Annotated in this window: 22 protein-coding genes; 13 read left to right on the top strand and 9 right to left on the bottom strand. The window is 67.8% G+C overall.

The features are described from left to right. Positions 1-78: 78 nt before the first annotated feature. From OS124_RS0103035 to OS124_RS0103025, 3 genes are read left to right on the top strand one after another with little or no spacing between them, the layout of a single operon-like run. Positions 79-2172, top strand: a complete 2094-nt coding sequence (locus OS124_RS0103035; RefSeq protein ID WP_010137853.1) for a 3-hydroxyacyl-CoA dehydrogenase NAD-binding domain-containing protein — start codon at positions 79-81, stop codon at positions 2170-2172. A 3-nt stretch (positions 2173-2175) separates the two neighbouring features. After that, positions 2176-3360 carry an acyl-CoA dehydrogenase family protein gene (locus OS124_RS0103030; protein WP_010137852.1) on the top strand — a complete coding sequence of 395 codons (1185 nt, stop codon included), beginning with the start codon at positions 2176-2178 and terminating at the stop codon, positions 3358-3360. A 2-nt stretch (positions 3361-3362) separates the two neighbouring features. Then, positions 3363-4424, top strand: coding sequence for an acyl-CoA dehydrogenase family protein (locus OS124_RS0103025; protein ID WP_010137850.1), 1062 nt, complete (start codon positions 3363-3365; stop codon positions 4422-4424). A gap of 156 nt (positions 4425-4580) precedes the next feature. On the opposite strand, the gene OS124_RS0103020 is transcribed toward OS124_RS0103025, so the two are convergent. Next, on the bottom strand, positions 4581-5720 hold the full coding sequence (locus tag OS124_RS0103020; protein ID WP_010137849.1) for an alkane 1-monooxygenase: 1140 nt from the start codon (positions 5718-5720) through the stop codon (positions 4581-4583). 24 nt (positions 5721-5744) lie between these two features. After that, entirely contained in the window at positions 5745-6809 is a 1065-nt protein-coding gene (mutY, locus tag OS124_RS0103015; protein ID WP_010137848.1) for an A/G-specific adenine glycosylase, read from the bottom strand. Positions 6810-6923: 114 nt separating this feature from the next. Here mutY and OS124_RS0103010 point away from each other — a divergent pair, with 114 nt between their 5' ends. The 4 genes from OS124_RS0103010 to OS124_RS25905 all read left to right on the top strand — a co-directional run bounded on the left by OS124_RS0103010 (position 6924) and on the right by OS124_RS25905 (position 9251). After that, on the top strand, positions 6924-7436 hold the full coding sequence (locus OS124_RS0103010) for a DUF721 domain-containing protein (RefSeq protein WP_010137847.1): 513 nt from the start codon (positions 6924-6926) through the stop codon (positions 7434-7436). Positions 7437-7453: 17 nt separating this feature from the next. Next, positions 7454-8125, top strand: coding sequence for a DsbA family protein (locus OS124_RS0103005; RefSeq protein WP_010137846.1), 672 nt, complete (start codon positions 7454-7456; stop codon positions 8123-8125). A gap of 164 nt (positions 8126-8289) precedes the next feature. Beyond that, complete coding sequence (locus tag OS124_RS0103000) at positions 8290-8652, top strand: hypothetical protein (protein ID WP_010137845.1); 363 nt, start codon at positions 8290-8292, stop codon at positions 8650-8652. Then, positions 8649-9251: a DedA family protein gene (locus tag OS124_RS25905; protein WP_010137844.1), complete on the top strand. Its 603-nt coding sequence runs from the start codon at positions 8649-8651 to the stop codon at positions 9249-9251. The genes OS124_RS0103000 and OS124_RS25905 overlap by 4 nt, the downstream gene beginning before the upstream one ends. 29 nt (positions 9252-9280) lie before the next feature. Here OS124_RS25905 and OS124_RS0102990 read toward each other — a convergent pair whose 3' ends face one another. Continuing rightward, on the bottom strand, positions 9281-10303 hold the full coding sequence (locus OS124_RS0102990) for an NADP-dependent oxidoreductase (protein ID WP_029375123.1): 1023 nt from the start codon (positions 10301-10303) through the stop codon (positions 9281-9283). 100 nt (positions 10304-10403) lie between these two features. Between OS124_RS0102990 and smpB the strand changes: the two genes are divergently transcribed. The 4 genes from smpB (at position 10404) to OS124_RS0102970 (ending at position 13785) form a co-directional block, all read left to right on the top strand. Next, a complete protein-coding gene (gene smpB, locus OS124_RS0102985; protein ID WP_010137841.1) occupies positions 10404-10877 on the top strand; it encodes an SsrA-binding protein SmpB in 474 nt (157 codons plus the stop codon). A 78-nt stretch (positions 10878-10955) separates the two neighbouring features. Beyond that, a complete protein-coding gene (gene sseA, locus OS124_RS0102980; protein WP_010137840.1) occupies positions 10956-11828 on the top strand; it encodes a 3-mercaptopyruvate sulfurtransferase in 873 nt (290 codons plus the stop codon). Positions 11829-11916: 88 nt separating this feature from the next. After that, positions 11917-13101: an amino acid aminotransferase gene (locus OS124_RS0102975; RefSeq protein ID WP_010137839.1), complete on the top strand. Its 1185-nt coding sequence runs from the start codon at positions 11917-11919 to the stop codon at positions 13099-13101. A 96-nt stretch (positions 13102-13197) separates the two neighbouring features. After that, positions 13198-13785: a VOC family protein gene (locus OS124_RS0102970; protein ID WP_010137838.1), complete on the top strand. Its 588-nt coding sequence runs from the start codon at positions 13198-13200 to the stop codon at positions 13783-13785. Here the strand turns inward: OS124_RS0102970 and OS124_RS0102965 are convergent, their stop codons facing one another. Both OS124_RS0102965 and dapA read right to left on the bottom strand, forming a co-directional pair. Further along, complete coding sequence (locus OS124_RS0102965) at positions 13786-14604, bottom strand: zinc-dependent peptidase (RefSeq protein ID WP_010137837.1); 819 nt, start codon at positions 14602-14604, stop codon at positions 13786-13788. It abuts the gene before it with no gap. A 192-nt stretch (positions 14605-14796) separates the two neighbouring features. Further along, the gene (gene dapA, locus OS124_RS0102960; RefSeq protein WP_010137836.1) at positions 14797-15684 is read right to left on the bottom strand and encodes a 4-hydroxy-tetrahydrodipicolinate synthase; all 888 of its coding nucleotides are present in this window, start codon (positions 15682-15684) and stop codon (positions 14797-14799) included. 160 nt (positions 15685-15844) lie between these two features. Between dapA and OS124_RS0102955 the strand changes: the two genes are divergently transcribed. Then, positions 15845-17824 carry a lytic transglycosylase domain-containing protein gene (locus OS124_RS0102955; RefSeq protein ID WP_010137835.1) on the top strand — a complete coding sequence of 660 codons (1980 nt, stop codon included), beginning with the start codon at positions 15845-15847 and terminating at the stop codon, positions 17822-17824. Here OS124_RS0102955 and OS124_RS0102950 read toward each other — a convergent pair. After that, positions 17789-18655: a DMT family transporter gene (locus OS124_RS0102950; protein ID WP_010137833.1), complete on the bottom strand. Its 867-nt coding sequence runs from the start codon at positions 18653-18655 to the stop codon at positions 17789-17791. The genes OS124_RS0102955 and OS124_RS0102950 overlap by 36 nt on opposite strands. Continuing rightward, positions 18652-19332, bottom strand: coding sequence for a tRNA (5-methylaminomethyl-2-thiouridine)(34)-methyltransferase MnmD (mnmD, locus tag OS124_RS0102945; RefSeq protein WP_010137832.1), 681 nt, complete (start codon positions 19330-19332; stop codon positions 18652-18654). Before mnmD ends, OS124_RS0102950 begins: the two co-directional genes overlap by 4 nt. 49 nt (positions 19333-19381) lie before the next feature. Here mnmD and OS124_RS0102940 point away from each other — a divergent pair, with 49 nt between their 5' ends. Further along, positions 19382-20416 (top strand): NAD(P)/FAD-dependent oxidoreductase, encoded by a 1035-nt coding sequence (locus tag OS124_RS0102940; RefSeq protein ID WP_010137831.1) that lies wholly within the window; start codon positions 19382-19384, stop codon positions 20414-20416. Positions 20417-20584: 168 nt separating this feature from the next. On the opposite strand, the gene OS124_RS0102935 is transcribed toward OS124_RS0102940, so the two are convergent. Beyond that, complete coding sequence (locus OS124_RS0102935) at positions 20585-20986, bottom strand: PaaI family thioesterase (protein WP_010137830.1); 402 nt, start codon at positions 20984-20986, stop codon at positions 20585-20587. 8 nt (positions 20987-20994) lie between these two features. Further along, the gene (locus OS124_RS0102930; protein ID WP_029375121.1) at positions 20995-22026 is read right to left on the bottom strand and encodes a phosphotransferase family protein; all 1032 of its coding nucleotides are present in this window, start codon (positions 22024-22026) and stop codon (positions 20995-20997) included. Between the last annotated feature and the right edge of the window lie 2 nt (positions 22027-22028).

Below are 22028 nucleotides of genomic sequence, written 5' to 3'. Positions count from 1 at the left end.
CATTCTTGACCCTCCCGGCCCGAGGGCATACCCTCTGGTCCGAACGGGCGCCCTGCGTCCGCAGCAAGGGAGGAATCCATGCCGGATGGCGTTGTGGGAGAGGTCGTCTCGACCGAGGTCGTGGGCGATGTGGCGCTGGTCTGCATCGACAATCCGCCGGTGAATGCCAGCGGTCACGCGGTACGCGTCGGGCTGGTCGGGGCCATCGAGGCGCTGAACGCAGAGGCGGCCGTCAAGGCCATCGCCATCTGGTGCGCCGGGCGCACCTTCATGGCGGGCGCCGATATCCGCGAGTTCGGCAAGCCCTCGAAAGAGCCGGTGCTGCCCGAGGTCTACAATATCCTCGAAGCCTCCCAGATCCCCGTGGTCGCCGTGATGCATGGCACCGCGCTTGGCGGCGGCTTCGAGTTGGGCCTGGCGGCCCACGCCCGCGTTGCCATCGCCGGATCGAAGGTTGGCCTGCCGGAAGTGCTGATCGGCCTGCTGCCCGGTGCCGGTGGCACGCAACGCCTGCCGCGACTTGCGGGGGTGGACTTCGCGCTCGACATGTCCCTGTCGGGACGCCAGGTCTCGGTCGAAGAGGCCCAGGCCGCGGGGGCCATCGACCGGGTGGTCGAAGGCGCGCCCCGTGACGTGGCGCTGGCCATGGCGCAGGAGGTCGTGGCGGGCACCCTGCCGACGCGCCGCACTTCCGAGATCACCATCGAGATCGACCATACGGCGCTGGACGGCATTCGCGCCGCAACGCAGAAAAAGTCTCCGCACCTGGTCAACCCGCTGAAGTGCATCGACGCCATCGCGGCGGCGGACCAGCCGATTGCCGAGGGCCTGAAGGTCGAACGCCAGTGCTTCCTCGACTGCATGGAGACCCCGCAACGCGCCGGTCTGATCCACGCCTTCTTCGGTGAACGCGCTGTCTCCAGCATCCCCGAGGCCAAGGGCGAAACCCGTGACATCCAGTCCGTCGGCGTGATCGGCGGCGGCACCATGGGATCGGGCATCGCCACCGCCTGCCTGTTGGCCGGTCTGCCGGTGACGCTGGTCGAAGTGGCGCAGGAGGGGCTGGATCGCGGCGTTGCCACGATCACGAAGAACCTCGAAGGCGCGGTGTCGCGCGGCAAGATGAGTGCGGCGAAGAAGGACGCCGCGCTGACCTCGCTGACCCCGGCGCTGCAACTCGACGCGCTGGCGGATGTCGACCTGGTGATCGAGGCGGTCTTCGAGGACATGGGCGTCAAGCGTGAGATCTTCGGCAAGCTTGATGCGATCTGCAAACCGGGCGCGGTTCTGGCCTCCAACACCTCCTACCTGGATGTGAACGAGATCGCCTCTTGCACCTCTCGGCCCGGCGATGTGCTGGGGCTGCACTTCTTCAGCCCGGCCCATGTGATGCGCCTGCTCGAGATCGTGCAGGGCGAACAGACGGCCCCGGATGTTCTGGCCACGGGCTTTGCCCTTGCGAAGCGCCTGAAGAAGGTCGGCGTGTTGGCCCAGGTCTGCGACGGCTTCATCGGCAACCGCATCCTGGCGCATTACGCCCTGTGCTCTGGCTACCTGGTGCTGGATGGCGCGAGCCCGGCGCAGGTGGACGCGGCACTCGAGGGTTTCGGCTTTGCCATGGGCCCGCACAAGGTCGGCGATCTGGCCGGGCTCGACATCGGCTGGATGACCCGCAAGCGCAAGGCCGCAACCCGCGATCCCGCCGAGCGCTACGCCGGCCAGATCCCCGATCGCATTTGCGAAAATGGCTGGTTCGGGCGCAAGGCGGGCAAGGGCTACTACCTCTACGAGGGGGGCGCCCCGGTGCCCAACCCCGAGGTCGCCACGATCATCGACGAGGTGCGCGCCGAGCAGGGCATCACGCCGAAAACATTCACCGATGACGAGATCGTCGAGCGCTACATGACCGCGATGATCTCCGAGGCCGCCCGCGTGGTCGAAGACGGCACCGCCAAGCGGCCGCTCGACGTCGATATGGTCTTCCTCTTCGGCTACGGCTTCCCGCGCTTCCGCGGCGGCCCGCTGCACTACGCCGATACGCTGGGTGCCGCCGAACTGGTGGCCCGCATCGAGCGCTACGCCGAGGAAGACCCGCACTACTGGCAGGTGCCTGACATCCTGCGCCGTATGGCTGCCGATGGCACCAGCTTCGCCGATTTGAACAAGGGGTAAGACATGGATCTGAGTTTCACGCCTGAAGAGCAGGCCTTCCGCGAGGAGGTCCGCACCTTCTTCGCCGAGAACCTGCCTAAGGAGATGTCCGATGCCGTCCGCGCAGGCGGCGAGCTGACCAAGGACATCATGGATCGTTACCATGCGCTGCTGAATGCAAAGGGTTGGCTGGCCAGCACCTGGCCGGAAGAGTTCGGCGGTCCGGGCTGGTCGCCTGTGCAAAGGCATATCTTCGAGGAAGAGGCCTGTCGCGCCTATGCCCCCCGGATCGTGCCCTTCGGCCTCGCCATGCTGGGGCCGGTGCTGCAGAAATTCGGCACGAAGGCGCAGCAGGACCACTACCTGCCGCGCATCCTGTCCGGCGAGGACTGGTGGTGCCAGGGCTATTCCGAACCCGGCGCGGGTTCCGACCTTGCCAGCCTGAAGACCCGCGCCGTGCGTGATGGCGATCACTACGTGATCAACGGCCAGAAGACCTGGACCACGCTGGGCCAGCACGCCAACTGGATCTTCTGCCTTGTCCGCACGGACCCGGACGTGAAGCAGCAGGAGGGCATCAGCTTCCTCCTCGTCGACCTTGCCACGCCGGGTATCGAGATGCGCCCGATCAAGCTGATCGAAGGCGGCCACGAGGTGAACGAGGTCTTCTTCACCGATGTCCGCGTCCCGGCGGAAAACCTCGTCGGCAAAGAGAACCAGGGTTGGACCATCGCCAAGTTCCTGCTGACGCATGAGCGCACCAATATCGCCGGCGTCGGCTTCTCGATGCAGTCGCTGGAAGAGGTCAAGGCGCTGGCCCGCAAGGTGATGCGCAATGGCCGCCCGCTGATCGAGGACCCGCTGTTCGCCGCCCGCGTGGCGCAGGTGGAAATCGACCTGGAGGCGATGAAGCTGACCAACCTGCGGATGCTCTACAAGGCGCAGAAACAGGGCGCTCCGGGGCCCGAGACCTCGATCCTCAAGATCAAGGGTACGGTCATCGGGCAGGAACTGAAGGATCTCGCCCGCCGGGCGCTCGGCCCCTCTGCCGCACCCTTCCCGGGGATGCTCTCGGCCAACCTCGACCCCGCGCCCGAGGATGCGGCGCACAATGCCGCGCGCTACTTCAACAACCGCAAGACCTCGATCTTCGGCGGATCGAACGAGATCCAGCGGAACATCCTGACCAAGACCATGCTGGAGCTGTGACCATGGATTTCGATCTGACCGAAGACCGGCAGATGCTGTCGGACAGCCTGACCCGCTACCTGCGCGAGAAATACCCCTTCGAGGCCCGCAACAAGGCGGCCTATGAGGCCCCATACCATTCGCAGGCGCATTGGGAAGCGCTCTCGGAGCTCGGCACCCTCTACGCACTGGCCCCGGAAGAGGCGGGTGGCTTCGGCGGCAGCGGCTTTGACATCTCGGTGGTCTTCGAGGCCATGGGCGGCGCCCTCTGCCCCGAGCCGGTGCTGGGCGCGCTTATGGCTTCCCGGCTGCTCTCGGCGGCGGGGGTGGACCAGGACGCACTGCTCTCGGGGGCCGAGAAATACGCGGTGGCGACCGGGGAGATCGACGCCTGGTACGGGCTGGATGCGATCGGAACGCAGGCCAAGCCCGCTGGCGACGGCTACACCCTCTCGGGCCGCAAGAGCGTCGTCTACGGCGGCCAGGCGGCAGATCAGCTGCTGGTGGCGGCAGAGCTCGACGGCAAGGTGGCGCTGTTCCAGGTCGCGGCCGATGCGGCCTCGGTCAACGGCTACGGCATGATCGACGGCGGCGGCGCTGCCGAGGTGATCCTCGAAGACACGCCCGCCACGCTCCTGCTGGCCGATGCCGCCGAGGCCCTGGCGGATGCGGCCAACGCCGGCATCGTCGCGCTCTGTGCCGAGGCCGTCGGCGCGATGGACGTCTTGCAACAGATGACCGTCGAATACCTGCGTACCCGCAAGCAGTTCGGCGTCGCCATCGGCAAGTTCCAGGCGCTTCAGCACCGCGCCGTCGACATGCTGACCGAGATCGAGCAGGCGCGCTCGATCACCATCAAGGCGGCGGCGGAGCTGGGTGGCCCCGAGGCCGCGCGCTATGCCTCGATGGCGAAGAACCTGATTGGCCGCGCCGGTCGGCTGGTGGCCGAAGAGGCGATCCAGATGCACGGCGGCATCGCGATGACCTGGGAGTATCCCGGCTCGCACTACGCCAAGCGGCTGGTGATGATCGACGCCCAGCTGGGCGATACGGATTACCACCTGTCCCGCGTCATGGCGGCCTGAAAGGGCGGGGGCTCTGCCCCCATCCACTTCGGAGAGTCCCCCGGCATATTTCCGGCAATCTGAAAGAACAGGGGCCCGCCAGATGCGCGGGCCCTTTCCTCTATCCGATGGCTGAAAATACTGCGGCGGGAGCCGCAGGCGGGGGGCAGCGCCCCCCTACCCGGCAAGCCCTTCGTGCCGACCCGTCTTGTAGGGCGCCCAGTCGGTGATCTCGGGGTAGTACATCTTGCGCCAGTTGCGCACGCGTGGGTTCATCTTGCGACGCCAGAGCGGCGGGATCATCGCCATGATGGTCATCGCCGGATAGCCGAAAGGCAGCTGCGGTGCTTCGCCGTTGCCGTAGGTCTGCAGCAGCGGGAAGCGGCGGTCGGGCTTGGTATGGTGGTCCGAGTGGCGCTGAAGGTTGATCAGCAGCCAGTTGGTCGCCGTATGGGCGGCATTCCAGCTGTGATGCGGCTTCACATGCTCGAACCTGCCGTTGCCGAGGTACTTTCGCGTCAGCCCGTAGTGCTCGACGTAATTGGTCAGCTCCAGCATCCAGACGGCGACGAAGGCCTGGTAGAGGAACAGCAGCAGCCCCGGCAGCCCGCCGAGGATCAGCGCCAGCAGCAGCATCCCGCCCTGCAGGGCGGCGTAGCGCCAGAAGGGGTTGCGCGGGTCGGTGGCGGGCATGTCCTTGCGCTTCAGCTTCGCCACCTCGGCATTCCAGGCCGAACGCGGGCAGTCGCGCAGCACGCGCCAGAAGAAATGCGGAAAGCTCTCGTTGTAGCGGGCGGTGACGGCGTCCTTCGGCGTGCCGACCGCGACGTGATGGACCAGCAGATGCTCGCTGCGGAAATGGCAATAAAGCGCCATCGACAGCAGGATATCCCCCAGCCAGCGTTCCTCGCGGTTCTTCTGGTGCATCAGTTCATGGGCGTAGACGATGCCGATGGCGCCGGTCATGGCGCCGACGCCGTAGAACAGGATGATGACCTCCAGCAGGCCCAGGGTGTCGGTATGGGTGGTGTACCAGATCACCCAGAACAGGGTGAGGAACTGCACCGGCGCCCAGATCAGCGTGACGGCGCGATACCAGAACAGGTCGGCCTCTTCGGTCTGGGGATCGGCGTTCTCGCTGTTCAGACCCAGCAGCCTGTCCAGCACCGAGAAAAGGCCGAAACCATAAAGCGGCACGAGCAGGACGGTCCAGCCGCCCACCGTGCCCCCGATGACGATCAGCGGCACCATCAGCAGCGACAGCCAGAAGGGCGCGGCGCGGGTGAAGCGGTTCAGATCGGCGGTGTCGGACATCATCTGCCCTCCCCTGCGGGACATGCGTTAGTCGAGTTCTACGAACTGCCCGCGCGCCAGGTCAAATGCCTTCCGCATCACCGTCGGCAGATCCGAGGGGCGAAAGGTCGCGGCAGGCAGGAAGGCGCCGCGTTCGGGATTGGCGCCCATGGGCAGGCGGGCCACGCGGATCGCCAGGCACAGGTGGAAGTGGGTGAAGGTATGGCGCGCCTCTTCGCCCAGATCCTGCCAGTCCGCCGCGACGGGCGGGGTATGCGCGGGCAGCGCCTCGGCCCAGTCCGAGCCGGGCCAGCCCAGCATGCCCCCCAGCAGGCCCTTGTCGGGACGGGTCTCCAGCAGCCAGGCGCCGTCCTCGCGCCGCGCCACATAGGCGACGCCGAGGCGTATGGGCTTGGGCTTCTTCGGGGTCTTCTTCGGCAGCTCGGGCGCGGTGCCGGCGGCGCGGGCGGCGCAGGGGGCCCGCCAGGGGCAGATGCCGCAGGCCGGATTGCGCGGAGTGCAGATCGTGGCGCCAAGGTCCATGACGGCCTGGGCATAGTCTCCGGGGCGCTCTTCGGGGGTCAGGGCAGCGGCGCGCTCGGTCAGCTCGGGCTTTGCGGCGGGCAGCGGAGTGTGGATGTCGTGCAGGCGCGCCATGACCCGCTCGACGTTGCCATCGACGACCACCTCGGGGCGGTCGAAGGCGATCGAGGCGATGGCCGCGGCGGTATAGGGCCCCACGCCGGGCAGCTTCAGCAACCCCTCGCGGGTGTCGGGGAACTGCCCGCCGTGGTCGCTGACCACCACCCGGGCGCATTTCAGCAGGTTGCGGGCGCGGGCGTAGTAGCCAAGGCCGGCCCATTCGCCCATGACGCGGGCGTCTTCCTCGGCGGCGAGGGCCCCGACCGTGGGCCAGAGCGTGGTGAACCGGGTGAAGTAGTCGCGCACGGCGGCGACGGTGGTCTGCTGCAGCATCACCTCGGACAGCCAGACGTGATAGGGGTCGGGCCGCTGGCCTGCGGCCCGCTCGGCCGGACCTGTCCGCCAGGGCATCTGGCGCGCATGCCGGTCGTACCAGGAAAGCAGATCTGCCGCTTGCGCCGTTTCACGCATTCTTTATGCCTCGTCACGATGGGTTGCCGCCTTTGGGCTGGCGTGCCTTGTTCCGGTGACTAGAATAGCGCTGCAAGACAGGTTGCAACCCTCCGGCCGGCGAAAGGCCCTTCCATGGCGCGACGCGCGACGACCACCTACGGCTTCAAGCGGACCTACGGCCTGCTGGAAACCCGCATCCGCAAGGCGGGTGAGGCGCGTGGCTTTGCGGTCTCGCGGTTGCTGACCCATTGGGACGAGGTGGCCGGCGCCGATATCGCCGCCATGGCCCGCCCGGTCGAGGTCAAGTACGGGCGCAGCGGCAACATGGGCGCGACCCTTGTGCTGCTGACCACCGGCGCCCACGCCCCCGTGCTGGAGATGGAGAAGGAGCGCCTGCGCGCCAAGGTGAACTCGGTCTACGGCTACAATGCCATTGCCAAGGTGCGGATCACCCAGACCGCGCCGACGGGCTTCTCGGACGGGCAGGTCGCCTTCCAGCGCAAGCCGCAACCGAAGGCCAAAGAAATCCCCGACCCCCAGACCCAGGCAAAGGCGCGCGACGTGGCCACCGGGATCCAGGACGGCGGGCTGCGCGAGGCGCTGGAGCGTCTCGGCCAGAACATCATGAAGACATCACGGACTTGAGAAAGGACAGGAACGACATGGATCGCAGGTTCCTCATCGGAGGCGGCGCGGCCGTCGTCATCGCGGCTGCAGGCGGCGGCTACTGGTACATGAAGAACCAGCAGCAGACCCCCATCGACCCGTCGGCCGGCGCGGCTGCGGCAGAAGAGATCGACACCTCCTCGGTGGTCGAGATGACCCTGGGCGCCGAGGATGCGCCGGTGACCCTGGTGGAATACGCCTCGTTCACCTGCCCGCATTGCGCCGATTTCCACGAGCGCGTCTTCGACCGCCTGAAGGCCGAGTACATCGACACCGGCAAGGTGCGGTTCGTCTACCGCGACGTCTACTTCGACCGCTATGGCCTCTGGGCGGCGATGCTGGCCCGCTGCGCCGGTCCCGAGAAGTTCTTCGGCATCGCGGGGATGTACTACGAGCAGCAGCAGAACTGGCTGCGCGGCGCCAGCTCCGAGGCGCAGATCGCCGACAACCTGCGCAAGATCAACCGCGTCGCGGGCATGGACGACGAGACCATCGAAGCCTGCCTGAACGACGTGCAGACCGCGCGGACCCTGACCGCCTGGTACCAGCAGAACGCCACCGCCGATGACGTGACCGGCACGCCGACCCTACTGATCAACGGCGAGAAGCACTCGAACATGACCTGGGCCGACCTGAAAGAGGTCCTGGACGCCAAGCTGGCGGGCTGAGGATCGTCCCCGGGGGGCTTGTCCCCTGCCTGCGTTGCGATCGCATCCGACACCCCCGCGGGCAACCGTGGGGGTGTTTGCATGTCGGCCGGGGCAGGCGCTTTCCTTGCGGGTGGATCGGGCGCTAGGATGGCGGTGATGGGCAGGACAGGCGCGGAACGGGCATGACGGGCTTTCTGAAATTCGTATGGCGCGAGCATCGCGTGCTGGGGCTGGTCACCGCCGCGGCGCTGGCCGCGTTGACCCTATTCTCGGCGCAATTCGTGGCCGAGGCGCTCTACTTCGCCAATCCCGCCAACCAGGAACGCCCGGTCGAGCCCTGGATGTCGCTGCGCTACGTCGAACGCTCTTGGGATCTGACCAAGCCAGACATGTTCGCCATCATCGGCTTTGACCCCGACACCCCGCCCGGCAAGGTGCCCCATTCGGTCGGAGAGTTCCTGCGGGAAAGTGGCATGAGCCTCGAGGCCTTCCAGGCCCGCGTCGAAGACGCCCAGGAACAGCGGCCGCGGAAGGGCGTCGAATGACCGAGGCCCTGCTGGCGCTCATCCCGACCTATGGTGTCTGGTTCATCCTCGTGTCGGTGGTGCTGTCCTGCCTGGCGCTGCCGGTGCCCTCGTCGATGATGGTCATGGTGGCCGGCGGGTTCGCCGCCACCGGCGACTTCGCCTTCTGGAGCCTCGCGGGCTTCGCCTTCGCCGGCTTCGTGATCGGCGACCAGATCGCCTTCTGGCTGTCGCGCCGCCTGGGCAAGCCGCTGCTGACCGGGCTGGAACGCCGCCCGCGCAGTGCGGGCGTGATCCACAAGGCGCGCGAGCTGCTGGAGCGGCGGGGTCTCTGGGCGGTGCTGCTGTCACGCACCGTGCTCAGCCCGCTGGGGCCCTACGTGGGCTATCTCTCGGGCGCGCTCGGGATGCCCTGGCTGCGCTTCACGGCCATGGCGGTGCTGGGGGCGATGACCTGGTCCATGGGCTATGCCTGGCTGGGCTTCACGTTCTCGGACCAGATCACCCAGATCGCCGACCTGATCAGCAATTCAGTCGGCATCATCATGGCCGGCGCCGTGGCCCTTGGCGGGCTGGCCTGGATGCGGCGGACCTATCGCAGGTCGCGCCGCAGGGGCTGAGTCCGCGCACCGGCCGGGCCAGTCCCGGTTCAGACCTTGACCACCTGCTTGCCGGTATTGCCGCCCTTCAGCATCGAGAAGAAGGCGGCGGGCATGGTCTCGAGCCCGTCCGAGACATCTTCGAGGTAGGCAATCTTGCCCTCTTTGACGAGGGGCGTGACCTCGGCCGCGAAGTCCCTGAAGCGGGCGACGTGATCGGTCTGCAGCAGGCCCTGGATGGTCAGCCGCTTGACCAGCGCCATGCGCCAGACCTTTTGCAGCGGGATCGCGCCCGTCTCGTCGCTTTCGCCCGAGTACCAGGCGATCATGCCGCAGACGATGATCCGGCCATGCAGGTTCATGTTCGGCAGCACCCCGCCGAGAACCGGGCCGCCGACATTCTCGAAATAGATGTCGATGCCATCGGGACAGGCTGCGGCCAGCGCCTCGCGCATCTCGGGGACGGACCGGTGGGCGCGGTGATCCACCGCCGCGTCGAAGCCGAAGCGCTCGCTCAGCAGGGCGCACTTTTCGGCCCCGCCCGCGATGCCGACCGCGCGCAGCCCCCTGCGCTGCGCCAGCTGCCCGACCATCGAGCCGACCGGCCCGGTGGCGGCGGCGACGGCCAGGGTTTCGCCTTCGGCCATGCGGCCATAGGCCTCGAGCCCGGACCAGGCGGTGAAGCCCGGCATCCCCAGCACCCCGAGCGAGGTCGAGGGCGGCAGCGCGGGGTCCAGCTTGCGGCACTGGTCGGCGGGCGCCACGCCGTGGCTGGCCCAGCCGAACATGCCGAAGGCCAGGTCGCCTTCGCGGAACTTGTCCGACCGCGAGGCGATGACCACGCCCGCCCCGCCGCCGCCCATGGTCTTGTCCAGCTCCTGCGGGGCGGTGTAGCTGGCCACATCGTCCATGCGGCCGCGCATGTAGGGATCCAGCGAGAGGTGGCTGCAGGCCACCAGGATCTCTCCCTCGCCCGGCTCGGGCAGGGGCACCTCTTCCAGCCGGAAGTCCTCGGCCACCGGGAAGCCGTTCGGGCGGCGGGCCAGGACCCAGCGTTTCATCATCTCTGTCATCTTGAAATCCTCCGTTCCAGCCACAGGTTAGGCCCTTCCGGCACAGGGGCAAGCGGCATCGGTGGACGGGGCTGCCGGAACGGATTAAAGAGACGCGATCATGGCCAAGAAACCAGAAAACCCGAACTACAAGGTGGTGGCAGAGAACCGCCGGGCGCGCTTCGACTACGCGATCGAGGACGATATCGAATGCGGCATCCAGCTGCATGGCTCCGAGGTCAAGTCGCTGCGCATAGGCCAGTCCAACGTCGCCGAGAGCTACGCGGCGGTCGAGGACGGAGAGCTCTGGCTGGTCAATTCCTACATCGCCCCCTACGAGCGCGCGATGTTCAGCCATGAACCGCGCCGTCGTCGCAAGTTGCTGGTTTCAAAGAAGGAACTGGCGAATCTCTGGAATGCGACGCAGCGCAAGGGCATGACCCTCGTGCCCATGGTGATGTATTTCAACCACCGCGGTATCGCCAAGATCAAGCTGGGCATCGCCAAGGGCAAGAAGAACCACGACAAGCGCGCCACCGAGGCCAAGCGCGACTGGGACCGGCAGAAGCAGCGGCTGCTGAAGGACCACGGCTGAGGCCCGCCCGGGCTTTTCCTTGCGCTTGCGGGGAGGGAAGGCTAGGGAAACGGCGGTTTTCCACGGAAAGGCGACCCCATGCAGGACGATCCAAGGGCACTGGTTTCGACCGACTGGCTGGCAAAGCACCTGAAGGATCCCGATCTGCGGGTGCTGGACGCCAGCTGGTATCTGCCCGCCATGGGACGCGATGCGAAGCGCGAATACGATGAGGCGCATATCCCCGGGGCGCGGTTCTTCGACATCGACGAGATCTCGGACCAGCGCTCGGACCTGCCGCACATGGCTCCGACGGTCGAGAAGTTCATGTCGCGGCTGCGCGCCATGGGCGTCGGCGACGGTCACCAGGTGGTGGTCTACGACGGTGCCGGGATCTTCTCGGCGGCGCGGGTCTGGTGGACGCTGCGCCTGATGGGCCAGTTCGACGTCGCCGTGCTGGACGGCGGCCTGCCGAAATGGCGGCAGGAGGGGCGCCCGCTGGATGACCTGGATCCGGTGATCCGCGATCGCCACATGACCGTGCGCCGGCAGCACCATCTGGTGAAGGACGTGACCCAGGTCAGCGCCGCCGCCAAGCTGGGCGACTACGAGATCGTCGACGCCCGTCCCGCCGAACGTTTCCGGGGCGAGGTGGCCGAGCCGCGGGCCGGCCTGCGCGCCGGTCACATTCCGGGATCGAAGAACGTGCCCTTCGGCGAGCTGCTGGTGCAGGGTCAGACGATGAAATCGCCCGACGAGATCCGCCGGGTCTTCGAGGGCGCCGGGGTCGACCTGTCGAAGCCGGTCATCGCCTCCTGCGGATCGGGCGTCACCGCCTGCATCCTCGCGCTGGCGCTTGAGCGGATGGGCAAGACCGACCACGCGATCTACGACGGCTCCTGGGCCGAGTGGGGGGCCTTCCTCACCCTGCCGGTGGCCAAGGGCCCGGCGAAGCAGGGTCCCATGACGTAGGGCCCCCATGAACAAGGCCCGCTGCGACAGGGCCTGAAGCGACAAGGTCCAGTGCAACAAGGCCCCGTGAACAAGGGAAAGTGAGAGAATGTTCGAGAACCTCAAGGAACAACCCGCCGACAAGATCCTCCAGCTGATGGAGTTCTACAAGGCCGATCCCCGGGCCGAGAAGATCGACCTGGGCGTGGGCGTCTACAAGAACGCCGAGGGCGTGACCCCGGTCATGCGCGCCGTGAAGGCCGCCGAGAAGAAGATCTGGGAAGAACAGTCGACCAAGTCCTACACCGGCCTGGCCGGTGATCCGGCCTTCGCCGACGGCATGGTCTCGCTGGTGCTGGGCGATGCGGTCGCGCGCGGCCAGGTGGCCGCCGCCGCCACGCCGGGCGGCACCGGCGCCGTGCGCCAGGCCTTCGAGATGATCCGCCTTGCCAACCCCGAGGCGCGTATCTTCGTCAGCGATCCGACCTGGCCGAACCACCTGTCTATCCTGAAGTTCATGGACATGCCCGTGGTGTCCTATCGTTACTTCGACAGTGCAACCGGCGGCGTGAACTTCGCCGGGATGCTGGAAGACCTTGGCCAGCTGAAGGCCGGCGATGTCGTCCTGCTGCATGGCTGCTGCCACAACCCGACCGGCGCAAACCTGACCATGGAGCAATGGCAAGAGGTCGTCGATTGCCTGAACAAGGCCGGCGCCATGCCGATGATCGACATTGCCTACCAAGGCTTCGGCGACGGGCTGGACGAGGACGCGGCGGGCACCCGCCTGGTTGCCTCTTCGGTGCCGGAATGCCTGATCGCGGCCTCCTGCTCGAAGAACTTCGGCATCTACCGCGAGCGCACCGGCCTCTTGATGGCGGTCTCTGCCGATGCGGCAAAGACCAAGGTGGCACAGGGCACGCTGAACTTCCTGAACCGTCAGAACTACTCGTTCCCGCCGGACCATGGCGCCCGCGTCGTGGCGACGATCCTCGGTGATCCCGCCCTGCGCGCCGACTGGGCCGCCGAGCTGGAAGAGGTCCGCCTGGGCATGCTGGAGCTGCGCAAGCAACTGGCCGGCGAGCTGGCACGCCTGACCAACTCGGACCGCTTCGCCTTCCTGGCCGAGCACCGCGGCATGTTCTCTCGCCTCGGCACCACGCCCGAGCTGGTCGAGAAGATGCGCGCCGACAGCGGCATCTATATGGTCGGCGACTCGCGGATGAACATCGCGGGCCTGAACACCCAGACCGTGCCGGTGCTGGCCCGGGCCATCGTCGACGCGGGCGTTTGATCTCTGCAGGGCTCCACAGTCTCTGTGGAGCCCTGATGCTTGACCGGCGCGCCCCGCTGGCCGACCATCCCCGCAACCAGCGGAGGAGAGGACGCAATGCGGAAACTACAGGTGCAGGGGGTGCATCATATCACCCTCACCGGCGCCGACCGGCAGACCAGCATCGACTTCTGGGAAGGGGTGCTGGGCATGCCCTTCATTTTCGACCAGCCCAACCTGGATGACCCGAACCAGGGGCATCTCTACTTCGATCCCGGCGACGGGCGGCTGATCACCATCTTCACCAACGAGGACCGCAAGCGCGTGCATGACCGCACGCCGATGGATCCCGGCTGCGTGCATCACATCGCCTTCAACGTCTCGGCCGCCACCTTCGCCCAGACCGTCAAGCGGCTGGACGAGCGCGACATCTACCACTCGGGCGTCAAGGACCGGGGCTTCATGGACTCGATCTACTTCAAGGATCCCCTCGGCCTGCTGATCGAGCTGGCCAGCTACAAGTTCTTCCCGCCCGAGGGCTCGACCCATGCCGAGGTGCTGCTGGAAGCGCACAGGATCCGCGTCGCCCGGGGCGATTACAACATCGCCGAAGAGCACCTGGCCGATGCGATCGAACTTATCGTCGAACGGCGCACCGGCACGCTGTCCGACAGCCGCGCGCCGGCCGATCCCTACAGGTCGTGACTACCGGGGCGGGGACCACTCGGCCGGATCGAGGGCGAAGAACCGGCTGAGTTGGGCATAGACCTCGGGCGCATGGTCGCGAATGCGGTGCGGCGTCTCGAAGAAGGCCTCGACGGCGACGGCGAAGAACTCCTGCGGGCCTTCGGCGCCATAGGGATCGAAGAGGGTCTGACGGTGGTTCTCGACCCGGTAGAGGTGCTGCCCATAGGCCTCGTCGAAGACATGCCGCCACGCGTCCGGGTCCTGCCCGGGGGCCAGCTCGGGCATCCCGTCGGTCGAGCCCGAGAGGTCGTCCAGCTGATGCGCGAACTCGTGGAACACCACGTTGTGCCCGTCGTGCGGCAGGTCGGCGCCGCGCTGCGTGTCCTCCCAGGACAGCACCACCGGTCCGCGTGACCAGCTCTCGCCGGTGCGCACGCTGGTATGTTCCGTCACCACGTAGCCGTTGTGGTCCTTCAGGCGGGACCGGAAGGCGCCGGGATAGACCAGCACGCTGCGCAGCGTGTCGTACCAGGCGCCGGAATTGGCCACCAGCAGGCAGGCCTGGGCGGCGATCGACAGGCGCATCTCTTCGGTCACTTCCAGCCCGTCGCAGCCGACGAAATCCACCTGGTCGAGAAAGTCGGTGATCCGCGCCTCGTAGCCGGCGCGCAGATGCTCGGGCAGGGCGCGTGACAGGGGCACCTCGGCCGCGACGATGGCGCGCTCCTCCTCGCTCAGACCTGCGCTGCGCCGTGCCTCCCGGGCCTTCTGGCGGGCGAAGCTCCAGCTGGCGAAGGCCGCGACAAGAAGCAGGACGACAAGCAGGAAGGGGATCATGAGGGCCTCGCGGTGGAACTGTTCCTACCTAATCACCCGCACCGCAAAGACAAAGGCGGACAAGCCGGGCGTCACGCCCCTGCCCATCACCAGGCGGAAAATACTCATGGCGACACCGGCCCCTGGGCGCGCAGTCAAACGAAAAGGGCCGCCCCGAAGGACGGCCCCGATCTGTCATGACGGCGCAGCCGCTCAGGCGGCAGCGGCCTCGTAGAGACCGGCATGGCGCATCGCGGCGCGGATCTTTTCCTTCACCGGGTCCGAGACCTCCAGCAGCGGCAGCCGGACCTCGCCCGAGCACAGGCCCAGCTCGGCCATGGCGAACTTGGCACCGCAGAGGCCGGGCTCGAGGAAGATCGCCTCGTGCAGGGGCAGCAGCAGGTCCTGGTATTCCAGCGCCTTGGCATAGTCGCCCGCCAGGGTCGCGGCCTGCATCTGGGCGCAGAGCTTCGGCGCGACGTTGGCAGTGACCGAGATGCAGCCGACGCCGCCCATGGCGTTGAAGCCGACCGCGGTCGCATCCTCGCCCGAGAGCTGGCAGAAGTCGGCGCCGCAGAGCATCCGGGTGAAGGCGACACGCTCGAGGCGACCGGTGGCATCCTTGACGCCGACGATGCGCGGCAGCTCGGCCAGCACTGCCATGGTCTCTGGCACCATGTCGACCACGGACCGACCGGGGATGTTGTAGATCACGATCGGCAGGTCCGCCGCATCGTGCATCGCCGTGTAATGGGCGATCAGCCCGGCCTGGGTCGGCTTGTTGTAATAGGGCGTCACCACCAGCGCGGCATCGGCCCCCACCTCGGCGGCGTGCTTGATCAGGCGGATGCCCTCGGCGGTGTTGTTGGCACCGGCGCCGGCGATCACCGGGATACGGCCGGCGGCATACTTGACCACCTCTTCCACCACGATCTCGTGCTCGCGCAGGGACAGGGTGGGGGACTCGCCGGTCGTGCCGACGGGCACCAGCCCGTTCGAGCCTTCCGCCACGTGCCAATCCACGAGTTTCTTCAGCGTATCCAGATCCAGCTCGCCGTCCTTGAACGGCGTGACCAGGGCAGGAATGGACCCCTTGAACATGACACGCTCCTTTTCATCGTGGCGGGCGGCGGCGGAAAACCGCGCGGACCCGGGGGGGAAACCGTCCTGTCCGAGATGTGAGTTGAGGGACAGGCACGGCGCTTTATCGTTGGGTCGGAATATCCTTGGAACGGGGCCAAAACAAGTGATAGCGCGACGTTTGACGCCGGTTTTCGCCGCTCTTCTGGCGATGACCCTTTCGGCACGGGCCCTTCCGGTGCAGGCCGAGGGGCCGTCGCGCATGGCGCCACGGCCGCTGGCCTGGGCCTTCAGCGCCATGGCGCGGGGCGACTGGGACAGGGCGCGCGACATCGCGCTGCGCGACGGCGCCATCGGCCCCGAGATCATCGAATGGCAGCGCCTGCGCGCCGGACGGGGCAGTGCGACCGAGGTCCTGGTCTTCCTGGCTGCCCATCCCGACTGGCCCGGCCTGGCCCTGCTGCGCCGCCAGAGCGAAGACGCCTTCCGCGAGGCCAGCGACGCCCAGGTTCTGGCCTTCTTCGACGGCGGCGCGCCGGGCACGCCCGAGGGCACGGTCCGCTATGCCCAGGCGCTGGCGGGCGCCGGTCGCAGTACCGAGGCCGAGACGCAGCTTGTCCGCGCCTGGCGCGAGATGCCCATGCCCGAGTCTCTGGAAACCCGCCTGCTGGCCGATCACGCCGCCCTGCTGGCCCCGCATCACGCCGCCCGCGCCGAGGCGATGTTCTGGGAAGGCGCCAGTGACGACCAGCAGCGCATGGCTGACCGCCTGACGGGCGATGCCGCCAAGCTCTCGGAAGCCCGCCGCCTTGCCCGCGCAGGGGACGACGAGGCCGATGCCGCGATTCGCGCCTTGCCGAAGACGCTGCGCAGCGATGCCGCCCTGACCTACGCCCGCTTCAGAGCCGCGATGAACGCCGACCGCGATGCGGATGCCCGCAAGATCCTGCTGGAGCAGAGCGAGCTTCCCGAGGGTCTCGGCCGGGGCGATCTCTGGGCGCCCGAACGCCGCCTCTGGGCCCGCGAGGAGATGTGGGAGGGCGATCCGAAACTGGCCTATCAGCTTGCCGCCCAACACCAGCTGAGCGGGGGCGCCAACTTTGCCGATCTGGAATGGCTGGCGGGCTACATCGCCCTGCGCCAGCTGGACCAGCCGCGTGTCGCGCTCGGCCATTTCCAGCGGCTGACCGAGGGGGTCGAGACGCCGATCTCGCTGGCCCGCGCGCAGTACTGGGCCGGGCGCGCGCAAGAGGCGCTCGGCAATGCCGAGGGCGCCCGCGCCGCCTATGCCGCCGGGGCCGAGCACCAGACGACCTTCTACGGGCTGCTTTCGGCGGAACGCGGCGGGCTGCCTTTCGACGAGGGGCTGGGGGCGACCGGCCCGCAGGTGGCATGGCGCGGCACCCCGGTGGAAAGCGCCGAGCTGCGCCAGGCGGCGATGCTGCTGGATGCCTCGGGCCAGTCCTACCTGGCCGAGCTGTTCCTGCTGCACTATGCCGAGGGGCTGGACGAGACCGGCCAGCGCCAGCTCTCGGCGCTGCTGGAATCCGGCGGCCACCCCCACCTGGCCGTGCGCATGGGCAAGTTGGCTGCCTCGGGCAGCGTGATCCTGCCGCGCGCCTATTTCCCGCTGCACCCGATGGCCGACATGTCCCTGCCGATCGCCAAGGAGATGGCCCTGGCCATCGCCCGCCGTGAAAGCGAATTCGATCCTGCCGCGCGCTCTCATGTCGGGGCCTCGGGGCTGATGCAGCTGATGCCGGGCACGGCGGTCAATGTCGCCGCCGGGCTGGGTATCGACCATGAGCCCGAGATGCTGACCCGCGACTGGCCGCACAACGTGACGCTCGGCTCGGCCTACCTGGCCGAACTGGCCGGGGAATTCCGGGGCAATGTGGTGCTGATGTCGGTGGGCTACAACGCCGGGCCGCATCGCGCCCGCGCCTGGATCGAGCGCAACGGCGATCCCCGCGACCCGGAGGTCGACATCGTCGACTGGATCGAGGCGATCCCCTACCGCGAGACCCGCAACTACGTGCAGCGCGTGGCCGAAAGCCTGCCGATCTACCGCGCCCGGCTGGGCCGGGATCCGCTGCCGGTGCCGTTCAGCGCCGAGCTGGCCGGCTCAACGCTGATGCCGCTCTCGCCAGAAGGTGAATAGGCCCGCGCCGATGATCAGCGCCGCACCAAGCGCGACGTTGAGGCGGATGGTCTCTCCGAAGACGGGGATCGCGACCATGGCGCCGAAGGCCAGCTGGAAGTAGGCGAAGGGCTGCACCGCCGAGGCCTCGGCCAGCTCGTAGGCCTTGATCAGGGTGAAGTGGCCCAGCACGCCGGTCATGCAGAGCAGCGACATCCAGGCCCAGTCCGGGGCGATCATCGGCTCCCAGAACCAGATGCCGATGACGGTCATCACCGCCGCGCCGACGGTGCCGGTCCAGAAGAAGGAGGTCGCCGCGCTGTCCTTGCGCGCGACATAGCGGTTGGCCAGCCCGTAGCCGGCGAACATCACCGCCGAGATCAGCGGCAGGGTCGCGGCGGGGGCGAAGACGCCGATGCCCGGTTGCAGGATCACCATGACGCCGATGAAGCCGACGCCGATGGCGCTCCAGCGGCGCCAGCCGACCTTTTCGCCCAGCACCGGGCCGGAGAGGGCGGCGATGATCAGCGGGTAGCAGATGAAGACCGCCTGGCTTTCGATGATGCCGAGGTAGGTGAAACCCAGCACCATGACGCAGACCTCAAGCGCCAGAAGGGCGCCGCGGAAGCTCTGGATCAGCGGCTGGCTGGTCCTGGCGGCGGCGCGGATGCTGCCGGCATTGCGCCGGGCGATCACCAGCACGAAGGCGGCGAAGAACCAGTAGCGGATCATCACCACCATCCAGACGTTGTACGTCCCCGCCAGGTGGCGCGAGAGCGCGTCCTGGCAGGCGAAGATGAAGGTGGTGAAGAGCATCAGCGCGATGGCGCGCCGGGTATTCTGTTCGGTCATCTGCGGCGTGCCTGCGTCATGTGTCTCTTGCGCCCGTACCCCGGCGCGCGGGTCACGTCAAAGCCTGCGGCCTCCAGCCCGCGCCGCACATGGCCCGCCGCCGTATAGGTCGCCGCCGTTCCGCCGGGGGCGGTATGGTCATGGACGGACTGCATCAGGTCCTCCCCCCAGAGTTCGGGGTTCTTGGCGGGCGAGAACCCGTCGAGGAACCAGGCATCGGCCTGTGCGGCCCATGCGGGCAGGGTTTCGCGCGCATCCCCGGTGATCATGCGGAAGCTGAGGCCGGGCAGGTCGAACCTGTCGGCGCCGAGATGCGGGGCCATCAGCGCGGCTTCCTCGGCGATCTCGGGGAAGGCCGCCTGGGCGCGGGCCATGTCGGCGGGCGCCATGGGGAAGGCCTCGAAGGTGGTGAACTGCAGGGTGCCGGTCTGCCCGGTCTCGCGCCACAGCTTCCAGGCGGCCAGCAGGTTCAGACCGGTGCCGAACCCCAGCTCGGCGATGTGGAAGCCGTCGCGGAAGCGCCCGGGCAGGTCATTGCCCGCAAGGAAGACGTGATGCGTCTCGGCCAGCCCGTTGCCGAGGCTGAAATAGGGGTCGTCGAAGCGGGTGGCGACGGGGACATCGCCCTCTTTCCACGCAAGCTCAGGCTGCGACTTTTCAGGCTGCTGGCCCTGCATCGTCTTATCCTCTAGGAGTTCGGCGCGAAGATGAGGTGAGGGCTCGGGAATGGCAAGCGCAGAGGTGACGATACGCGGGGCGGGGATCTTCGGGCTGAGCTGCGCCTGGGCCTGCCTGCAGCGCGGCGCGCGGGTGCGGGTGGTCGATCCCTTCGGCGTCGGCGCCGGCAGCTCGGGCGGGGTCGTCGGCGCGCTGGCGCCGCATGTGCCCGAGACCTGGAACGACAAGAAGGCCTTCCAGCTGGACAGCCTGCTGATGGCGGAAGGCTTCTGGGCCGAGGTGGCCGAAGTGTCGGGCCTGTCCCCCGGCTACGCCCGCTCGGGGCGGCTGCAGCCGCTGGCGGATGAGCGCGCGGTCGAACTGGCGCGGGGCCGTGAGGCCACGGCGGCCGCGCTCTGGCAGGGGCGCGCCACATGGCAGGTGGTCGCCGCCAGCGGCGCGCCTTGGGAACCCGCCAGCCCGACGGGCCTGCTGGTGCATGACACGCTGACCGCCCGGATGCACCCCCGCCAGGCCTGCGAGGCGCTGGCCGCCGCCTGTCGTGTGAAGGGCGCCGAGATCGTTCCTGAGGCTCCGGATGAGGGCGCCGTCATCTGGGCCACCGGCGCTGCCGGTCTGGAGGAGATGAGCCGCCTTGCAGGCCGCCAGATCGGCGTGCCGGTCAAGGGACAGGCCGCCGTGCTGCGCCATGATGCGGGCACCGTGCCGCAGATCTTTGCTGCCGGTGTCCACGTGGTGCCCCATGCCGACGGCACCGTCGCCATCGGCTCGACCTCCGAGCGTGACTTCGACGGTCTCGGCACCGATGCGCAGCTTGACGAGGTCATTGCCGCCGCCCGCGCCGCCGTGCCGGTGCTGCGGGATGCCGAGGTGGTCGAGAGATGGGCAGGGCTCCGCCCTCGCGCCCGCAGCCGTGCGCCGATGCTGGGCGCCTGGCCGGGCCGGCCGGGGCACTTCATCGCCAACGGCGGCTTCAAGATCGGTTTCGGTATGGGGCCGAAGGTCGGCCAGGTCATGGCCGAGCTGGTGCTGGAGGGAACCGACGCCATCCCCGAAGGCTTCCGGGCCGAGGCGCTTTTCTGACACCGTCGCCGGACGGCGACAGTAAGATAGGAAGACGGGGGGTCTGCCCCCGTCCGCCAAGGCGGACTCCCCCGCAGTATTTATGGCCACCGGATAGATATAAGAGGTATTTTCCCTATCCGATGGCTGAAAATACTGCCGCCGGAGGCTTCGGCCGCGAGGCCGAAATCAGCCCCCCTGCCGGACCCGGAACACGCCGGTGCCAGTGGCGGCCAGAACGCCTGTCTCATCGCTGATCTTCGCCTCGGCGAAGAAGGTCTTCGCCCCGCCGCCAGTGCGGAAGCCTTCCGCGATCAGCAGCTTGCCCTTTGTCTGCGCCAGGAAATTCACGCTGAGATTCAGCGTCATAGCCAGCGCGCGGGCCTCGGGATCCCCGGTGTAGCAGCCGGCAAAGCCCATTACGGTGTCGCACATCAGCGAATGCACCCCGCCATGCAGGATGCCGTAGCGGTTCATCAGGAAGTCTTCCATCGGCAGTTCGAAGCGCGCGTAGTCCTTGCGCCATTCGGCGATGCGGAAGCCCAGGTGGGATTGCAGCGGATAGGGATCTTCGACCAGGTTCGGGTCCATCGGGCCTCTCAGACAGTTTGTGCGGCGTCCAGACCGGCGCGGGCAAAGCGGGGCACCAGCGCCCCCATCTGCCGGCCGCGTTCCGGGTTCGAGGCATTGCCGTCGAGCGCGCGCTTGTAGACGCCCTGGATGATGCCAGCCATGCGGAAGAAGGTGAAGGCCAGGTAGAAGCCGAAGCCCTCGATGCCGGGGATCCCGGCGCGGGCGCAGTAGTCGGCGAGGAACTCCTCGTCCTCCATCACCCCCTGTGCCCGGCGGTCGACGCCCGCAAGGCCGCGCCCGTCCGGACCCGAAGGCATCGACCACTGCATGATCACCGCTGCTACGTCGGCGTATGGATGGCCGGTGGTCGAAAGCTCCCAGTCCAGCACGGCGGCGATGCGGGGGGCGTCCTTTTCGAACAGCATGTTGTCGATCCGGTAGTCCCCATGCGCCAGCGTACGCAACCCGTCATCCTCGGGGATGTTGCCATCGAGCCAGTCCATCAGGGCGTCCATCTCGGGGCGGGTCTCGGTCTCGGCGGCGCGGTACTGCTTGGTCCAGCGGTCGATCTGGCGGCGGTAGTAATTGCCCTCGGGGCCGTAGTCCGACAGGCCCGTCGCGGCGAGATCGACACCATGGATGGCGGCCAGAACGCGGGACATTTCCTGCTGGATCGGGCGTCGCTGGTCGCGATCCAGTTCGGGCAGGTCGGGCAGATTGAAATGGCGTCCCTGCACCTCGTCCATGACATAGAAGGCCGAGCCGATGACCTCGGGGTCCTCGCAGAGCACATGCATCTTCGCCACCGGGACCCCGGTGCCGGCCAGCGCCTTCTGCACGCGGAACTCGCGCTCGACCGCATGGGCGGATTTCAGCAGCACGCCGGGGGGCTTGCGGCGCAGCACGTAACGGTGCGAGGGGGTCGTCAGGCGGAACGTCGGATTGGACTGCCCGACGTTGAATTTTTCTGCGCTGACAGGCCCTTGGAAGCCGGGCAGGGTGTCCTTCAGCCAGCGCTCCACGGCGGGCAGGTCGAGGGTCTGGGTGTCGCTGGTCATCA

Origin of the sequence: Oceanicola sp. S124, from assembly GCF_000220565.1 — a bacterium.
GTDB lineage: Bacteria > Pseudomonadota > Alphaproteobacteria > Rhodobacterales > Rhodobacteraceae > Pseudooceanicola.
The sequence above is the reverse complement of the archived record's forward strand: the minus strand, read 5'-3'. Positions and strand labels throughout refer to the sequence as shown.

Excerpts from the sequence above, each read along its gene's own strand:
- OS124_RS0103035 (WP_010137853.1), top strand. The coding sequence starts at position 79 with ATGCCGGATGGCGTTGTGGGAGAGGTCGTCTCGACCGAGGTCGTGGGC.
- OS124_RS0103030 (WP_010137852.1), top strand. The coding sequence starts at position 2,176 with ATGGATCTGAGTTTCACGCCTGAAGAGCAGGCCTTCCGCGAGGAGGTC.
- OS124_RS0103025 (WP_010137850.1), top strand. The coding sequence starts at position 3,363 with ATGGATTTCGATCTGACCGAAGACCGGCAGATGCTGTCGGACAGCCTG.
- OS124_RS0103020 (WP_010137849.1), bottom strand. The coding sequence starts at position 5,720 with ATGATGTCCGACACCGCCGATCTGAACCGCTTCACCCGCGCCGCGCCC.
- mutY (WP_010137848.1), bottom strand. The coding sequence starts at position 6,809 with ATGCGTGAAACGGCGCAAGCGGCAGATCTGCTTTCCTGGTACGACCGG.
- OS124_RS0103010 (WP_010137847.1), top strand. The coding sequence starts at position 6,924 with ATGGCGCGACGCGCGACGACCACCTACGGCTTCAAGCGGACCTACGGC.
- OS124_RS0103005 (WP_010137846.1), top strand. The coding sequence starts at position 7,454 with ATGGATCGCAGGTTCCTCATCGGAGGCGGCGCGGCCGTCGTCATCGCG.
- OS124_RS0103000 (WP_010137845.1), top strand. The coding sequence starts at position 8,290 with ATGACGGGCTTTCTGAAATTCGTATGGCGCGAGCATCGCGTGCTGGGG.
- OS124_RS25905 (WP_010137844.1), top strand. The coding sequence starts at position 8,649 with ATGACCGAGGCCCTGCTGGCGCTCATCCCGACCTATGGTGTCTGGTTC.
- OS124_RS0102990 (WP_029375123.1), bottom strand. The coding sequence starts at position 10,303 with ATGACAGAGATGATGAAACGCTGGGTCCTGGCCCGCCGCCCGAACGGC.
- smpB (WP_010137841.1), top strand. The coding sequence starts at position 10,404 with ATGGCCAAGAAACCAGAAAACCCGAACTACAAGGTGGTGGCAGAGAAC.
- sseA (WP_010137840.1), top strand. The coding sequence starts at position 10,956 with ATGCAGGACGATCCAAGGGCACTGGTTTCGACCGACTGGCTGGCAAAG.
- OS124_RS0102975 (WP_010137839.1), top strand. The coding sequence starts at position 11,917 with ATGTTCGAGAACCTCAAGGAACAACCCGCCGACAAGATCCTCCAGCTG.
- OS124_RS0102970 (WP_010137838.1), top strand. The coding sequence starts at position 13,198 with ATGCGGAAACTACAGGTGCAGGGGGTGCATCATATCACCCTCACCGGC.
- OS124_RS0102965 (WP_010137837.1), bottom strand. The coding sequence starts at position 14,604 with ATGATCCCCTTCCTGCTTGTCGTCCTGCTTCTTGTCGCGGCCTTCGCC.
- dapA (WP_010137836.1), bottom strand. The coding sequence starts at position 15,684 with ATGTTCAAGGGGTCCATTCCTGCCCTGGTCACGCCGTTCAAGGACGGC.
- OS124_RS0102950 (WP_010137833.1), bottom strand. The coding sequence starts at position 18,655 with ATGACCGAACAGAATACCCGGCGCGCCATCGCGCTGATGCTCTTCACC.
- mnmD (WP_010137832.1), bottom strand. The coding sequence starts at position 19,332 with ATGCAGGGCCAGCAGCCTGAAAAGTCGCAGCCTGAGCTTGCGTGGAAA.
- OS124_RS0102940 (WP_010137831.1), top strand. The coding sequence starts at position 19,382 with ATGGCAAGCGCAGAGGTGACGATACGCGGGGCGGGGATCTTCGGGCTG.
- OS124_RS0102935 (WP_010137830.1), bottom strand. The coding sequence starts at position 20,986 with ATGGACCCGAACCTGGTCGAAGATCCCTATCCGCTGCAATCCCACCTG.
- OS124_RS0102930 (WP_029375121.1), bottom strand. The coding sequence starts at position 22,026 with ATGACCAGCGACACCCAGACCCTCGACCTGCCCGCCGTGGAGCGCTGG.